This is a genomic window from Tersicoccus mangrovi, from assembly GCF_036881825.1.
Lineage (GTDB): Bacteria > Actinomycetota > Actinomycetes > Actinomycetales > Micrococcaceae > Tersicoccus > Tersicoccus mangrovi.
The window spans coordinates 55,330-70,700 of the sequence record NZ_JBAJMW010000008.1; the positions used below are offsets into that span (position 1 = coordinate 55,330).

11 protein-coding genes are annotated in these 15,371 nt (G+C 72.1%); 5 read left to right on the forward strand and 6 right to left on the reverse strand.

Annotated elements, in window-relative coordinates; translation table 11 throughout:
• Nucleotides 1–231: 231 nt before the first annotated feature.
• On the reverse strand, nucleotides 232–1,428 hold the full coding sequence (locus V6N00_RS14950; protein WP_334233521.1) for a hypothetical protein: 1,197 nt from the start codon (nucleotides 1,426–1,428) through the stop codon (nucleotides 232–234).
• A 779-nt stretch (nucleotides 1,429–2,207) separates the two neighbouring features.
• Between V6N00_RS14950 and V6N00_RS14955 the strand changes: the two genes are divergently transcribed.
• Nucleotides 2,208–4,190, forward strand: coding sequence for a GH25 family lysozyme (locus V6N00_RS14955; RefSeq protein ID WP_334233522.1), 1,983 nt, complete (start codon nucleotides 2,208–2,210; stop codon nucleotides 4,188–4,190).
• Between the two features lie 75 nt (nucleotides 4,191–4,265).
• On the opposite strand, the gene V6N00_RS14960 is transcribed toward V6N00_RS14955, so the two are convergent.
• Complete coding sequence (locus V6N00_RS14960; RefSeq protein WP_334233524.1) at nucleotides 4,266–5,825, reverse strand: DUF2142 domain-containing protein; 1,560 nt, start codon at nucleotides 5,823–5,825, stop codon at nucleotides 4,266–4,268.
• A gap of 339 nt (nucleotides 5,826–6,164) precedes the next feature.
• On the opposite strand from V6N00_RS14960, the gene V6N00_RS14965 reads away from it, so the two are divergent.
• Nucleotides 6,165–8,159: a DUF6541 family protein gene (locus V6N00_RS14965; protein ID WP_334233526.1), complete on the forward strand. Its 1,995-nt coding sequence runs from the start codon at nucleotides 6,165–6,167 to the stop codon at nucleotides 8,157–8,159.
• Here the strand turns inward: V6N00_RS14965 and V6N00_RS14970 are convergent.
• Genes V6N00_RS14970 through V6N00_RS14980 form a run of 3 tightly spaced genes read right to left on the reverse strand, consistent with a single transcriptional unit; the run spans nucleotide 8,140 to nucleotide 10,371 of the window.
• The gene (locus tag V6N00_RS14970; protein ID WP_334233528.1) at nucleotides 8,140–8,514 is read right to left on the reverse strand and encodes a DUF2304 domain-containing protein; all 375 of its coding nucleotides are present in this window, start codon (nucleotides 8,512–8,514) and stop codon (nucleotides 8,140–8,142) included. The genes V6N00_RS14965 and V6N00_RS14970 overlap by 20 nt on opposite strands.
• Nucleotides 8,515–8,550: 36 nt before the next feature.
• Nucleotides 8,551–9,216, reverse strand: coding sequence for a glycosyltransferase family 2 protein (locus V6N00_RS14975; RefSeq protein WP_334233530.1), 666 nt, complete (start codon nucleotides 9,214–9,216; stop codon nucleotides 8,551–8,553).
• 24 nt (nucleotides 9,217–9,240) lie between these two features.
• Nucleotides 9,241–10,371 (reverse strand): glycosyltransferase family A protein, encoded by a 1,131-nt coding sequence (locus V6N00_RS14980; RefSeq protein ID WP_334233532.1) that lies wholly within the window; start codon nucleotides 10,369–10,371, stop codon nucleotides 9,241–9,243.
• Nucleotides 10,372–10,404: 33 nt separating this feature from the next.
• Between V6N00_RS14980 and V6N00_RS14985 the strand changes: the two genes are divergently transcribed.
• Entirely contained in the window at nucleotides 10,405–11,883 is a 1,479-nt protein-coding gene (locus tag V6N00_RS14985) for a lipopolysaccharide biosynthesis protein (RefSeq protein WP_334233534.1), read from the forward strand.
• Here the strand turns inward: V6N00_RS14985 and V6N00_RS14990 are convergent.
• Nucleotides 11,819–12,985, reverse strand: a complete 1,167-nt coding sequence (locus V6N00_RS14990; RefSeq protein ID WP_334233536.1) for a glycosyltransferase — start codon at nucleotides 12,983–12,985, stop codon at nucleotides 11,819–11,821. The genes V6N00_RS14985 and V6N00_RS14990 overlap by 65 nt on opposite strands.
• Before the next feature lie 83 nt (nucleotides 12,986–13,068).
• Between V6N00_RS14990 and V6N00_RS14995 the strand changes: the two genes are divergently transcribed.
• Nucleotides 13,069–14,250: a glycosyltransferase gene (locus tag V6N00_RS14995; protein WP_334233538.1), complete on the forward strand. Its 1,182-nt coding sequence runs from the start codon at nucleotides 13,069–13,071 to the stop codon at nucleotides 14,248–14,250.
• Nucleotides 14,251–14,292: 42 nt separating this feature from the next.
• Nucleotides 14,293–15,354 (forward strand): non-hydrolyzing UDP-N-acetylglucosamine 2-epimerase, encoded by a 1,062-nt coding sequence (gene wecB, locus V6N00_RS15000; protein ID WP_334233540.1) that lies wholly within the window; start codon nucleotides 14,293–14,295, stop codon nucleotides 15,352–15,354.
• Nucleotides 15,355–15,371: the final 17 nt, after the last annotated feature.

The following is a 15,371-nucleotide window of genomic DNA, read 5'->3' on the forward strand; positions in this document are numbered from 1 at the left end:
ACCGGACCGTGGAAGCAGCGTAACCGGCGCGGCCGAAGCCGACCAGCCTTGGGGAGCGCCCTGTGGACAACGCCCCGCGCTCCTCGCACCGGCCGACGGTGCCGGCGTCGCAGCCGGCGGCATGCCGCGGACGACGGGCCCACCCGGTGCGGCGAACGGGGTGGGCTCGCGGCCTCCCCCGAGGTGCGGGGAGCCGGCAGGACGGCGCGGTTCCGACCTGCCACGGGGGCCTCACGGCGCGAAGGCGTCACCGGGCCCGTCGTAGACGAGGATCCGCAGCAACCAGACCGCCTGGAGGGCCACGAGTGCGACGACCAGGACGGCCTGCATCCAGCGGCGGCGCGGCCACGCGACCAGCGCCAGGGGCAGGGTGATCGACAGCAGGGCGAAACGGAGCAGACTCGAGGACAGGGTGCCCACCGCCAGCAGGTAGACCAAGTACGAGCCTCCCCAGGCCTGCAGCTCCGGGCCCAGCCGCCGTGCCGGGGGCGTGAAGGAGAGGACTATCACCACGACGGCACCGACCAGCACCAGGGGCAGGGCGAACGAGCCCACCCACTCGGCGAGCTTGTCCGCGACCCCACGGAAGGGCACATCGGCCGCGGCCCCGGCGCGCCACGCGGATTGCGTGCGGAAGTAGGCGTCCGGCACTCCGGTCACCGCCGCTGTCAGCCACGGCCAGATCAATCCTGAGACGCCGCCGACGGCGGCGAGGAGCAGCACCACCACCCGGTCACGCGGCGCGAAGTCCTCCCAGCCCCGGCTGCGCCAGCGGGCGATCCCGTGCCAGAGGACGACCACCACCATCGGCAGGGCGGCGGCCCGGGTGAACCCCAGCACCACGATGGCCAGCGCGGCCCACCCGTATCGCCTCCGATGGAGGAGCAGGAGGCTCACGGCGATCAGCAGCAGCGCCGTGGCCTCGGAATAGGCGATCGTGAGAACGCCCGCACTCGGGAATGCCGTCACCGCCGCGGCGGCCAGCTCCGGCAGAGCCGGCCGGGCGTGCACCGCGGCCGGCGCCGCCACCTGGACCACTCGGGCGACGACGACGGCGGCGCCGAGTCCGCAGAGCGTGGCCACCAGCGGCCCTGCCACGTCCCAGGGCAGTGCCGTCACCGTCATCACGGCACGACAGAGGAACGGGAACACCGGGTAGAAGGCCCAGGCGTTCTGCTGGACGGTGCCGTCCGGCCCGACGGGAAGCGTCGGCGGGTACCCGCTCCCGGCGATCCGCCGATACCAGTAACCGTCCCAGGACTCGCCGAGGAACCGCCCGAAGGTGGGCGAACCCTGCGGGTAGGAGGTGCGGTTGGGCCCCTGCTCGTGCCACGCCAGGAGCAGCGGGGGCAGCAGGGCGATCCGGATGACGACCGCGACGATCACCGCGCGCGCCCACCAGGGCAGGCCGGTCCAGCGCCGCCGCATCAGCCGGGCTGCACAACGCTCGTCGGCCGACTCGATCCGGCTCGACCGCGCTCCGGCACATCCGCGGACCGGTACCTGACGACAGGAACAGCGTCCACACGGACCCCCCGTATTCACGCGGCGTCCCCCACCGGCTTCCGCGACGGCCCGTCGACACCGGACCGTGGAAGCAGCGTAACCGGTGCGGCCCATGCCGACCAGCCACTGGCGGCGTCCGGTGGACAGCCCCCGCTCCTCGCACCAGCGGGAAGCCGCCCACGACGAACCCACCCCGGCCCCAGCCCCGAACCCGCACCAGCCCCGCGAGCGGAATCGGGGCCGCGGCCGGATCGCCGCAGGGCCGCCCGCGGCAGACGACCGGAGTCGGCTGATCTGGCCGGAGGGCTCCTCCGGGCGGCTGCCTGATCGAGAGCGGCGGTGAGCTGTTCGTGATGTGCCGGGTCACCGGCATATCCTTCCCGCACCGCCCCGACACGCCGGAGGGAGGACACGCCGAGGCCCGTGATTCTCAGCTGACAGCGCTTACACGGGTATAGGCGGGGCCGATAGTCGCAGGCGGGACTGGAGTGACGGTCGTGATCGACACGTCATCACGGCAGCCACACCGGCCCCACCCTGAAACACTGTCGTGATCTCGACGGGGCGGCCGCCAGCCGCCCGGTGTCGAGGCGACACGTCGTGAGCATCGGGGGGTGTTCACGGCGGGATCAGCCCTCACCGGACCGACCGGTGTGCCAATTCGCGCCCAGCCCCGCGGGCGTCATCGCGGAGATTATTCAATGACACTTCACTGCAACGAACGCCTGGTCTCAGCAGGCGGACACTCGGACTCGACCACGCCGCGCCCCAACCGGGCCATCACCCGCCTGCTCACCGCGGGACTCGCCCTCGCTCTCGTCGTCGGTCCCGGTGCCGGCGTCGCCCTGGCGTCCCCGCTCTCCCCGACGGCCCCGGACGGCACCCCGTCCGCGGGCAAGCCGTGGATCGCGCCCGCCCAGCCCGTTCAGGCGTCGACACCCACCACCACCGCCACCGCGGCCCCGCGCAGCACCGCTCCGGGCACGAGCCTGCCGCAGGCCATCGTCCCGCTCACCGACGCGCAGCGCGCCGCCACCCTCCACGCCGGCACCGACCTCGCGGCGCTGAAGACGCAGCAGGGCACCAAGGGCGGCTACATGGGCCAGAGCCTCAAGGGGAGCGCGGCCACGACGGGCACGCAGCCCCGCAGCCTGAGCCAGACCTCCCCCTCCGGCGCCACGACCTCGGGCACCGTCAACAACCGCTGGGTGCCGGACGGCGGCGTCCTCGGCATGGACGTCAGCGGCTGGCAGGGCAACGTCGACTGGGCCTCCTCCTGGAAGCTCGGCTCCCGCTTCGCGTACGTGAAGGCCACCGAGGGCAACTACCAGGTCAACGACTACTTCGCGCAGCAGTACAACGGCGCCTCCAGTGTCGGCATGATCCGTGGCGCGTACCACTTCGCGCTTCCGGGCGTCACCTCCGGCGCCAGCCAGGCCGCGACGTTCGTCGCCAACGGCGGTGGCTGGTCCGGCGACGGCAAGACCCTGCCGCCGCTGCTGGACATCGAGTACAACCCCTACAGCACGGTCGCCAAGGGCAATATCTGCTACGGCCTGAGCTGGTCGCAGATGGTGTCATGGATCAAGGACTTCTCCAACACCGTCAACGCGAAGACCGGACGCGTGCCGGCCATCTACACGACCACCGACTGGTGGAGCCAGTGCACCGGCAACAGCACCGCGTTCAGCGACAACCCGCTGCACATCGCGGCCTACTCGACCGCGGTGGGCCCCATGCCGGCCAGCTGGTCCACCTACAGCATCTGGCAGTTCGCCGACGCTGCCGGCCCCTACCCCGGTGACTCGGACCAGTGGAACGGCAGCCTCTCCCAGCTACAGACCTTCGCCCGTGGCGCCGTGGCCGCCCCGGCCACGCCCGTCGTCACCGCTCCCGCGCCGGCACCCACGCCGGTCGTGACCGGCCCCTCGATCACGTCGGCCGCCGACGTCGTCGCCGCGGACTCCTCCGGGAGCCTGTGGAACTACCCGGCCGTCGGCGGCAGGCTCGGCTCGCGCTATCGCATCGGCTCGGGCTGGGGCGGCACGCGGTCCGTCACGGTGATCGACTGGAACAACGACGGGTACTTCGACCTGCTCGCCCAGTGGCGCACCGGTGCCCTGACTCTCTACACGGGCCGTGCCACCGGCGGGTTCAACGCCGCCCGCACCCTGGTCCCCTCGGGCCTCGCCGGCTCGCAGCTGACCGTCGGCTACTGGATCGCCGCGAGCGCCCTGCCCCAGGTGATCGCCCGCAACGCCAACGGCACGCTCGACCTGTGGAGCCCGACCACCAGCGGCGGCCTCGAGTTCACCCGGCGCATCGGCGCCGGCTGGGGCGGCATGGACCTGACCATGGCCGACTTCGACGGTGACGGCTACCAGGACATCCTCGCCCGACGCACCAACGGTGACCTCGCCCTCTACCGCAGCAAGGGCACCGGCGGGTTCGTCAACGAGACCCGGCGCATCGTCGGCCGGGGCTGGGGCGGCTTCACGTCCCTGTCCATCACCAGCGGCTTCACCACCGCGACCAGCACCGGCATCAACGCCCGCCGCACCGACGGCACGCTGCAGCACTACCCGATGACCGGGACGGGCGGCTGGGGCACCCGCACTCAGATCGGCAACGGGGGCTGGAACCCCTTCACCATCGCCGGTGGGGAGACCATCCCGGCTCGCTGAGCACGTGTGACCCACGGGGTCCCCGGCGCGCCACGCGCCGGGGACCCCGTCACATCAAGCCGGCCGACGCCCGAGTCAGGCGTGGTAGCCGGGAACGTACATGACCGTCACATACTTGACGGCAGCGAGCACCAGCGCAGCCGCACAGAGGGCGAAGACGGCGATTTCGGACCGCCGTAGGGCGGTCGGTGTCACCCGCCGCATCCGGGGCAGCAGTTGCAGGAGAACCGCGCAGAGCAGGACGGTGAGCGGGACGAAATAGCGACCCTGCACCCCGGTGACGATGGGCAGCCGCAGCGGGGAGAAGGCGAGATACAGCGTCCCGAACACGGCCGCCACGCTCGCCAGCCAGACCAGCGTCATCCCGGCGGTCCGCCAGCGGGCGATGCGTCTGCGCGTCCCGTACGCCAGACCGAGGCCGACCACCACGAGGGTGCAGACGGCGCCGAGGGCGGGCGCGGACAGGTTGCCGCCCGGCGCATAGCCCAACTGGCCGAAGAAGCTGCTCACGTAGGACCAGTCGAGGGTGAGCAGCGTGCGCAACCCGATGCCGACGGCGTCGACGGGATGCGACAGGACGAAGGCCAGCTGATTGCCCGGCTGCACCAGGTGGCGCTGGGAGGGCTGACGGAGCCAGCCCATGGCATCGGCCGTTCCCGCCGACAGCCGCGACCACCACAGCAGCGCGACCGCGGCGACCACCACGACCGACGCGACCGGGACGACCAGGTTCCGGCGGACCCGTCTGCGTCCGTCCTCGTCCCGCCGCGTGAAGGGCAGCGCCAGCAGGAGCAGCAGCAGGATCGCGTAGGTGGGTTTGAGCAGCGGGAGCACCAGGGCGCACGCCAGGACGATCCCCAGGACCCACCGCCTCGCCACCGGCCGGTCGTCGCGGGGTGTGAGCATCAGCACCCGGGTGAGCAGCGCGAGATAGGTCAGCACGACAGCATTGGTCACCGCATCGGCCGAGACGACGCCGGACTGGTACACCGCCGTCGGGAGCAGCGCCACGGCGAGCACGACCCACCGGAAGGGATTGCGGCGCAGGGCGAAGACGCCGACGCCGGCGACCACGGTGTACAGGAGCACCTGGACCAGACGCATGAGCGTCCAGGTGTGCCCGACGCTGAGGTCCAGCGCCCGGCCGATCTCGACGGCGGCGGCAGCGGGAAGGTAGGCGACCGGTGAGTAGGCGGCCGTGTTCGGGAAGGCGGTGACGACGAGCGGCGAGTCGAGCGGCCTGCTCGCCGCCGCCGCGAAGGCGGGATCCTGCTGGACCAGCGGTTGCCAGGCGCCGCGGTACTGGCGGGGAGGTCCCGCGTACCGGACCAGGTCGACGGCGCTCCGGGGTACTCGGCCGCCGTACTGGGGCAGGCCATCGGAGTCGGGAAGTCGCTCGGGAGCGAATCCGCCGGAGGCCACCTGGTACGCCCGGTCGAAGTGCGCCGTCTCGTCCGGCCCCCACCCGATCGGCACGGCGAGAGCGAAGAAGCCGCCGAACAGCAGCGACAGGACGATGAAGACGGACGTCGTTCGGTCCAGCCGATCGAGTGCGCGCCGTACCGGGCGCCGCTCCTGATTTTCGCTCGCGACGCCGGCGTCCGGTGACGTCTCGGCGATCGGGTCATGGGACATGGGTGGCTGTCCGTTCAGTCGGTCGAGGGGGTCGCCCGGTAGGGAGGGTGCAGTCCACCGTGGTGGGAGTCGGCGGCCCGCAGGAGCCACAGGACTCCCAGCCCCGTCCAGGATCCTATCCAACGTGCAATGCCCTGACCCGGCGCCGGTCGGTGGCGTGCCGAGCGCTGAAATCCCGCCACGGCGCGGCAGCGGGAGATCTGGTCGGCCCCGGCACGGACGCCTCGGCGCTGACACCCTGCGCCCGAGACGGCGCTCCTCCGAATGGCCACGGTCGTCCAGTAGGGTGGATTGACCGTTGCCCCGACCCGGAAAGTAGTTCGAACCTGCATGAGTTGGATGTCGACGGTCCCTCTCCTGGCTGCCGCGGCGGCCCTCATCGTCCTCCCCGGCGGCCTCGTGGCCTGGCTGTGGGGCGCGCGGGGGCTCACGCTGTGGGGAACGGCGCCCGTCGTCTCGATCTCCCTGGCCTCGGTCGGCGCGGTCGCCATGCAGGTGCTCCACGTGCGGTGGAGTGCACCGACCTACCTGGGCGTCACCGTCGCCGTCCTGCTGGTCAGCTTCCTCCTGCGCCTCGCGTGGACCATGGTCCGCCAGCGCACTTTCCGCCCCCCCACCGGGGCGACGGCGATGGCACGCCCCGCCTACCGCTGGACCTCCCTGGCGACGGTCCTCGTCGCCCTCGGCGTCCCGCTCGTGGTGCTCGGCGTCCGCTTCGCCCAGATCTTCGGTCACCCCGACGGCATCTCGCAGACGTACGACAACGTCTTCCACCAGAACGCGCTGCAGTTCATCGCGCAGACCGGCCGGGCCTCCTCCCTCACGCTCGGCAGCCTCGACGCGACCTCGAACGCGATCTCGTTCTACCCGGCGGCCTGGCACGACATCATCTCCGTGCTCAACAGCGCCCTGCCGATCGACGGCATCGTCGCGACCAACCTCGGCAACGTGGTGATCGGCGCGCTCGTGTGGCCGGCCACCTCCGTGCTGCTCACCCGCACGCTGTTCGGCTTCCGCCCGCTGCTGCTCATCGCCACGGGCGTGCTCGCCACGGGATTCGGGATCTTCCCGTACCTGCTCGTCGATTTCGGGGTGCTCTACCCCAACTTCCTCGGCCTCGTGCTGCTGCCCGCGGTGCTCGCCGTCATCGCCCACCTGCTGCGGCTGAGCACCAACCTGACGCGCCGACCGGTCCGGGACCTGGCCCTCGCCGTGGCCGGCCTGACCGCGCTCATGCTGGCCCATCCGAGCGTCGGCCTCACGCTCCTCGCCGTCGCGTTCCCGTTCGTGCTCGTCTGGTCGCTCCGACTGACCTGGCGCCTCCCGCTGCGGGTGGCGGCCCTGCGGCTGCTCGCCGGGCTCGTGGTGCCCGCGGTTTACGTCGCGGTGGTGGGCGTCGCGTGGATCAGCTTCCGCCCCTCCAAGCTCGCCTCGTTCTGGCCGCCGCTCGGCAGTGTCGGCCAGGCCTGGGGGGAGGCCGTCACCAGCTCACCGCTCGGCCGGCCGGTGCCGCTGCTGATCGCCGTGCTCACCGTGCTCGGCGTCGCCGCGATCGTGCGCTGGCGCAGCCTGCCCGGCTACTGCCTGCTCGCGGCGACCGGGATCACCATGTGGTTCTACGTCGTCTCCGCCGGGTTCGCGAAGGACGACGTGCGGGACCTCATCACGCGGGTCTGGTACAACGACTCCTACCGCACCGCCGCCCAGCTGGCCATCACGACCCTGCCCGTCGCCGCCTGCGGAGCCGCGTGGCTCGCGGGCGCGATCTGGTCCTGGTTCAGCAGGCGGTGGGCGGCCGGCTCACGCCGGCGCACGACGGCGAGCGCGCTCGTCGGCACCGCCGTCGCCGTCCTCGCCCTGTTCCTCGGCACCTCCGACGCCTCCGTCACGGACGAGCAGAGTCACGCGACGGACATGTACCGGCTCGACGACCAGTCGCAGCTGCTGACGGCGGACGAGGAGGCCGTGCTCGAACGGCTCCCGCGGACCACCCCGGCCGACGCCGTGATCGCCGGTGTCCCCGGCAACGGCAGTGCCCTGGCCTATGCGATCGGTGACCGGATGAGCCTGCTGATGACGGCGTCCGCGACGCCGGCGGCGGGCGACGAGTCGGTGCTCTACACGCAGCTGGGAAGGATCAGCACGGACCCGGCGGTCTGCACCGCGGCACGCAGGCTGAAGGTGACCCATGTGCTGGACTTCGGTACGCAGGAGATCAACAAGATGATCCACACCTACCCGGGCTTCGTGAACCTCGCGAAGAACCCGGGAGTGACCCTGGTCGACTCGCAGGGTCAGGCCAAGCTGTACGAGCTCAGCGCTTGCGACCGGTAGTCCGGCCCTCCGCGAAGTCCTCCGGCGAGACGACCTCGTCGATCGCGATACGACGCGCGAGCTGCGTGACGGTCGACTCCATGTGCCGGAACCGCTGGAAGCTCGTGGCCATGTACACGAGGAAGCTGACGATCAGCGCGTAGAGCACCAGGTCGGTGCCGCGGCCGATGCCGAGCAGGCGCGCCAGCCGGGTCAGCAGCTCGGGGAACACCACCGAGAAGGCCGCCACGAGGGCGAAGAGCAGAAGCAGGATGCGGCGGATGGCGAGGTGCCGGGCGTTGATCCCGCCACGCATGAGCGCGACGGACATCCCGATCACCGCGAGGACGAGGGCTATCTGGACGAAGATCTGCATGATGTCACCTGTATCCGCATGTCACCGGAGCGCCTGTCACCGGAAGAAGAGGTCGGCCAGGATGTTGACCGAGTTGAGAAGGGACTGCCCCTTGGCCTTCGAGTAGTCGGTGTAGACGATCTCCACCGGCTGCTCCTCCCAGCGCACGTTCATGGCGGCCACCTGGTGGATGAGCTCGGAGGCGTGCGCCATCCGGTTCTGCTGCAGATCCAACCGTCGCGCCGCCCCGGGCGCGAACGCCCGCAGCCCGTTGTGCGCGTCGGTCAGGTCCATGCCGGTGCTCATCCGGGACTGGATCGCGGCGGTGCGCAGCACGATCCGCTTGGCCGTGGAGAGCTTGGTGCGCTTGTCGAGGAACCGTGAGCCGAGGACGACGTCGACCTCGCCGCTGTGGATCCGCTCGGCCATCCGCAGCGCGTCCTGCACCCGGTGCTGGCCGTCCGCGTCGAACGTGATGACGCAGTCCAGCTCGGGGTCCTGCGAGGCGTAGGTGATGCCGGTCTGCAGGGCTGCGCCCTGACCGAGGTTGACCGGGTGCTTGACGACGACGGCGCCGGCCTTGCGGGCCACGCGCACGGAGTCGTCCGAACTACCGTCGTCGACGCAGACGACGAACGGGAACTGCTCGTGCAGTCCCTCGATGACCCTGCCGACCACCGATTCCTCGTTGTACATGGGGATGACGATCCAGGTCCGGCTCACCGCCCAAGTATCCCACAGGGGAGGTCAGCGACGGTCGAGGACGAGCCGTACGCCGTGCCGCAGGGCGCTCTCCCGGCCGAGACTGCGCAGCGGGTTCGCGGTGAGGTGACGGCCGACCGGCCCGGCGCTCTGGCGTGCTGCGAGCGCCGTGAGGAAGGTGTCCCGATCGTCCGCGGCCGCGCACGCGGCGGCGAACAACCGCTGGTCAGCGGCGGGCAGCGACGTCTCGACCGCGGGATTGAGCTCGCGCAGCCGGCGGGCGAAGGACTGCACGGCGTCCCGGTCCTCGTCCGGCCACGACCAGGCGGTCCCCCGCCGCCGGAGGGCGCCGAGGAGATTGGTCCGCGTGAGCTTCGTCGCGATCGCCCGGCGCGCCGGATCCCCGATCGAGGCCAGCCACGCCGGGTCCAGCCGCTCGGGGGCGAGGAACTCCTCGGCCAGCGGCAGCACGTCATGGGTCACGCGTACCTCCGCGTCGTCGCACAGGACGTACTTCGGGCCGCGGGCGGGGAACTCGGTGCGCGCCCCGGAGAAGGCGAGCCGCAGCCCCGGTTCGAGGTCCTCCCCCGTGCGCAGCCCCTCCGTGTACCGGAACCCGGCGGCCCGCGCCGTCGCCGTCCGCCACATCCCGCGCGGCGCGGTCGAGTAGGCCAGCCCGTCCTTGACCGGGTCGAGCCGGTGCCGGCGTCCGAACCGGGACCACGGAGTGGGCAGCAGGCCGCCGTTCTGGTGCCGCACGGGGGCGACGACGACGTCCGCCTCCTGCTCGGTCAGCACGCGGTACCAGTGGTCGACGGCACCGGGCTCGAGATAGTCGTCCGAGTCCAGGACCGCGGTGAACGTGGCCTCGACGGCGTCCAGGCCACGGTTCTTGGGTCCCGCGGGCGACCGCACCCCGTCCCGGTACTCGAGGTAGCGCAGCCCGGTCGACGGGCTCAGGCCGGTGGCCTCCTCGACCTTCCTCGCGCTGATGTCGTGGCAGACGACCGTGACCCGCACGGCCCCGGGCACCATCGTCGAGGCGCAGGACTCGATGGCCCGGGCCACGGGCCGGTCGACGTCGTGGACCGCGATGACGACGTCGACGACGGGCGTCGCGGCGGCAGTACCGGCGGTGGTCTCTGCGGTGGTCTCTGCGGGGTTCTCGGAAGGCACGTCCGCATCCTACGGCGGCGATACGATGAGCGGATGCCCTCGCTGTTCCGTCGTACCGACGTGTCCCAGTCCAGCGCCCGCAGCATGGCGTCGCGCTGGGCGTTCGGGCTGATGGGCAGCCTGTCCCAGGGCCTCACCCGCTTCCTCTACAGCGTGCTGATCGGTCGCGTGCTCGGCGCGGCGACCCTGGCGAGCGTCAACTCGGCGCTCTCCCTCGCCCTGTTCCTCAGCCTCCTGTGGCCGACGTCGGCCGGTCAGGCCGCCACCCGCTTCGTCGCCCAGTTGCGCGGCGAGGGCCGGCCCGAGCAGGCGCAGGCCGTGGCCAACCACCTGGGCCGGCGCATGCTCGTGACGTCGCTGCTGCTGGGCGTTGCCACGGTGCTCGGCGCCGTCGTCGTCCTCCATCTGGACGTCAGCACCGCGATCTGCGCCGGCATCCTGCTGCTCGGCTACGCGGGTTGGTCCTTCACCCGCGGCGTGCAGTACGGGGCGGGGCAGATCGCGCGGGCCGCCGTCTGGGACGTCGCCGGCTCGGTCGCCGCCCTCGTCATGCTGGTGGCCGTGCTCGTGTTCCGGGCCGAGCCGATCCTCCTGCTGCCGCTGGCGCTGGGCTACGGCGCGTACGCCGTCATCTGCTGGCCGGCGCCCTCGACCACCCCCGTCGACCCCGAGCTGCTCGCGCCGATGCGCCGGTTCCTCGGCTACGGGGTGCTCGGCACGCTCTCGAGCACGGGTCTGCTGCAGCTGTCCATGGTCAGCGCCCAGCTCGCCGGGTCCGCCAATACCGCCGGTCTCTACGCCGCGGCTCTGAGCCTCGCCACCCCGGCCACGATGATCGCCCGCACGGGCAGCCAGGTCCTCTTCCCCTCGATGGCGGAGGCGGGCGGCCGGCAGGACGCGACGTCCATGCGCCGCCAGACCGACCTCGTCACGCGCGGCCTGACGGTCTCGATGCTCGCCGTGTTCGGGGCGCTGGCGCTGGCCAGCCCGCTCGTCGTGCGCGTGCTCTACGGGGAGCGCTTCGCCGGCACGCAGGACATCCTGCCCATCCTGCTGCTCGCCGTGATGTTCACGACGCTGCCCGTGGGCGCCGTCAACCGGCTCAACGCCACGGGGGTGCGGGGCGCCCGCTTCATCTCCCTCGTGGCCGCCGGCGGGCTCGTGCTCGCCGTCGTGCTGTGGATCGTCCTGGGGCCCGTGCTCGGCGTCATCGGCGTGGCCGTCGGCTACCTCACGGCGTCCACCCTCACCTCGCTCGGCCCCATCCTGCGGTGCTGGCGGGAGGACCGTCAGCAGTGGGGCGGCGTCGTGCTGCGCCTGCTGGTGGGCCTCGCGCTCATCGTCGGCGGCGTCGTCTGGTCGACCGCCGTCCGGCCGCCGCTGTGGACCGGCGTCGTGCTGGCCGTCGGCTTCGTGCTGGTGTGGGCGCTGATCAACATCCGCGACATCACGCGCCTGCGGTCCGCGCGGGGCGGCGCCCCCGTGCCGGACTCCACGCCGGCGCAGCCGTGACCTGCGCGTAGATCTCCGCCAGCTCCTCGCAGCTGCGGGCGAGGCTGCGCTGTCCGCGCACGAACGCGACGGCGCTGCGGCGTCGCCGCGAGGCAGTCTCGGCCGAGCTCGTCAGCACCTCCGTCACGGCGGCGGCGAACTGGTCGACGGCTCCCTCGTCCACCAGTTGCCCGCCCTCGGGGTCGACCATCTCGGGCACTCCCCCGCAGCGGGTGGCGACCACCGGGGTGCCGCACGCCTGCGCCTCGAGCCCGACGAGGCCCGCGGACTCCCCGCGCCCCTCGATGGTCCGGCTCGGCACCACCTGCACATCGGCGCGCTGCATCCATGAGCGCACCCCGGCGCGGTCGGTCGGGCCGGTCAGCCGGATGTGCGGGTGCTCGGCCGCGGCCCGTTCCAGCTCGGCCCGCAGGGGTCCCTGCCCGACGACGACGAAGTCGTGCGCGTGGTCCCGCGCCACCCGGATGGACGCGGCCACCGCGTCGCGGATGCCCTTCTGCTCGTTCAGCGCCCCCGTGAAGAGGACGATCGGGCGCTCGTTCTCGGCCCGGTCCGGTGCCGGGGTGAAGACGTCGGTGTCCACGCCCTGGTAGTGGATCTGCAGGCGGGCCGGGTCGAAGCCGGCGCGCACCGCGTTGTCGGCGAGGTACCGGCTGACCGCGAGCGTCCGCGTGCCGGCGCGGGCCACGAGGTCGACGTTGCGGTCGTGCCACCGCGCCATCGCGGTCGTCGCGCTGCCGAGCCGGGCGAACACGTCCGCGCCGTGGATCGTGGTGACGAGCGGGACGTCGAGCCGGCGCGCGGCACGCTCCGCGGGAACCGACCACGTGGCGAAGTGCTGGTGCACGACGTCGGGATGCCACGCGACGACCGCGCGCACCATGGCCGGCATGAACGCCGGGATCAACCGCTCCCGCTGGGCGAAGGGACGGCCGTGGAAGGGCACCAGCTCCGTGACGGGTACGTGCATACCGGGGTCGGTGACCTCGGCGGCGAGGGCGAAGACCCGCCAGTCGTACTCGTCGCGCATCCGCTCGGCGTGGGCCACGGCGAAGTACGTCGGCGGCACCAGCAGCGTGCTCTTGGTCAGGGCGATGCGCATGGGAGACGAGCCTACCGGCCCCCGCTGGGTACACTTGGCGTGCTCCGCCTCCCCTCCGTCGACGCGAAAGGCCCTCCCGGCCCATGCCCCGCATCCTGTGCCTCTCCTTCTCCGACATCCGCTCCGATTCGCGGGTGCTGCGTCAGGTGGGAGTGCTCGCGGAGTTCGGCGAGGTGACCACGCTCTGCTACGGCGACCGTCCGGACCCGGCGACCGAGCACCTGCAGATCGACGAGTCGCTCCCCTCCCTGCCGCAGACCCCGAGCGGCGTGCTGCGCCTCGGACTGCGCCGGTACCGCTCCCTCGAACTGGCGGCCCCGGCCGTCGCCGCCGCCTACCGCCTCGCCCGGGGCAAGCGGTTCGACCTGATCGTCGCCAACGAGGCCCGGGCGGTCCCGCTCGCCCTGCGCCTGTCGGCCGAGCTCGAGGCGTCCACCGGGCGCGGGAGCGTGCCCGTGTGGGGCGACCTGCACGAGTGGGCGCCCGAGGAACGCGTCCACGTCCTGTCGTGGCGCCTGCTGATCAAGCCGTTCATGACCGACGTGTGCCGCCGGTACCTGCCGCGGCTCGACGCCGTCACCGCCGTCAACGAGCCCATCGCCCAGCTGTACCGCGAGCGGTTCGGCATCGCGTGCGACGTCGTGCGCAACGCCGGCCCCTACCAGCAGCTCACCCCGTCCGCGCCCGCGCAGGACATCAGGCTCGTGCACAGCGGCGGGGCCGTCCCGGGACGCAACCTCGAGGGAACCATCGACGCGGCGATCGCCCTCGGTGAGGGCTACACGCTCGACCTCTACCTCGTGAAGGCGCGCGACGGCGGGAAGTACTGGAACGAGCTGAAGGAGCGGGCCTCCACCTCGGACCGGATCACCTTCCACGACGCCGTCGCCCCCGCGGACCTGGCCCGCACCCTGAACCAGTACGACGTCGGGATCTTCAGCCTGCCGCCCCGCACGGTCAACCACCGGTTCATGCTGCCCAACAAGTTCTTCGACTTCGTCCAGGCGCGGCTCGCCGTGGTGTTCGGCCCCTCCCCCGTCACGACGGAACTGATCGAGCAGCACGCTCTCGGCGCGGTGGCCGCGGACTTCTCCACGGAGAGTCTCGTCCGCGCTGTCCAGAGCCTGTCCCGCGAGCAGATCCAGACCTGCAAGCAGCACGCCGACGCGGCCGCGCGCGAGCTGTCCTCGGAGCGTGAGGAAGAGGTGGAGCGGACCATCCTGCGCCGCCTGCTGCCCGCGTCGTCCGACCGCTCCCAGGCGTGAAGTACCAGGCGTGAACTACCAGGCGTGAAACCGGAAGGAACCATGAAGATCCTCAGCGTCGTCGGCGCTCGCCCCCAGTTCGTCAAGCTCGCCCCCATCGCCCGCGCGATGGAGGGCCGCGCCGAGCACGTCATCGTGCACACCGGCCAGCACTACGACGAGCTGATGAGCGACGTGTTCTTCCGCGACCTCGGCATCCCCGAGCCGGACGAGAACCTCGCCGTCGGCTCCGGCAAGCACGGCGCCCAGACCGGCGCGATGCTCGCCGGCCTCGAGGCCCTGTTCGAGAAGCACCAGCCCGACGTCGTGCTCGTCTACGGGGACACCAACTCGACGCTCGCCGCGGCCGTCGCCGCCGTCAAGATCCACATCCCGGTGGCCCACCTCGAGGCCGGTCTGCGGTCCTTCAACCGGCGGATGCCCGAGGAGCACAACCGGGTGCTCACCGATCACGCGGCGGACCTGCTGCTCGCGCCGACCCGGGTGGCGGTGGACCACCTCACGTCCGAGGGACTCGGTGACCGCACGGTGCTCGTCGGCGACGTGATGACGGACGTGCTGTTCGCCGTCCGGGACCGCCTCGACGAGGACCCGCGGCCGCTGCCCGAGGGGCTCGTCGAGGGCGAGTATCACGTGGCGACGATCCACCGCCCGGACAACACGGACGACCCCGCCCGGCTCGTCGCGATCGTCGACAACCTGGCGAGCCTGAGCCGGCCGGTCCTGCTGCTCGCGCACCCCCGGCTGCGGAAGCTGGCCGACCAGCACGGCATCGACCTCTCGGCCGGCTCCATCACGGCGACGACGCCGCTGGCCTACCCGGCCCTCGTGGACGCCGTCCGCCGCAGCGCGGGCGTGGTGACCGACTCGGGCGGCCTGCAGAAGGAGGCGTTCCTGCTGCGGGTGCCGTGCACGACCATCCGCCCGGAGACCGAGTGGGTCGAGACGGTCGAGCTCGGCTGGAACGCGCTCGTCAGCGAGGACCTGACCGTCCTCGCGCAGACGGTCGAGCGGCCCGCTCCGGAGCCGACCGACGCGCAGCCCTACGGGGACGGCCACGCCGCCGAGCGCACGGTCGACGCGCTGCTGGCGCACAGACACTGAGCGCGCTCACCTGATCG

Bases quoted from the DNA above. Each gene is read 5' to 3' on its own strand.
- V6N00_RS14950 (WP_334233521.1), bottom strand. From the start codon at position 1,428: ATGCGGCGGCGCTGGACCGGCCTGCCCTGGTGGGCGCGCGCGGTGATC.
- V6N00_RS14955 (WP_334233522.1), top strand. From the start codon at position 2,208: ATGACACTTCACTGCAACGAACGCCTGGTCTCAGCAGGCGGACACTCG.
- V6N00_RS14960 (WP_334233524.1), bottom strand. From the start codon at position 5,825: ATGTCCCATGACCCGATCGCCGAGACGTCACCGGACGCCGGCGTCGCG.
- V6N00_RS14965 (WP_334233526.1), top strand. From the start codon at position 6,165: ATGTCGACGGTCCCTCTCCTGGCTGCCGCGGCGGCCCTCATCGTCCTC.
- V6N00_RS14970 (WP_334233528.1), bottom strand. From the start codon at position 8,514: ATGCAGATCTTCGTCCAGATAGCCCTCGTCCTCGCGGTGATCGGGATG.
- V6N00_RS14985 (WP_334233534.1), top strand. From the start codon at position 10,405: ATGCCCTCGCTGTTCCGTCGTACCGACGTGTCCCAGTCCAGCGCCCGC.
- V6N00_RS14990 (WP_334233536.1), bottom strand. From the start codon at position 12,985: ATGCGCATCGCCCTGACCAAGAGCACGCTGCTGGTGCCGCCGACGTAC.
- V6N00_RS14995 (WP_334233538.1), top strand. From the start codon at position 13,069: ATGCCCCGCATCCTGTGCCTCTCCTTCTCCGACATCCGCTCCGATTCG.
- wecB (WP_334233540.1), top strand. From the start codon at position 14,293: ATGAAGATCCTCAGCGTCGTCGGCGCTCGCCCCCAGTTCGTCAAGCTC.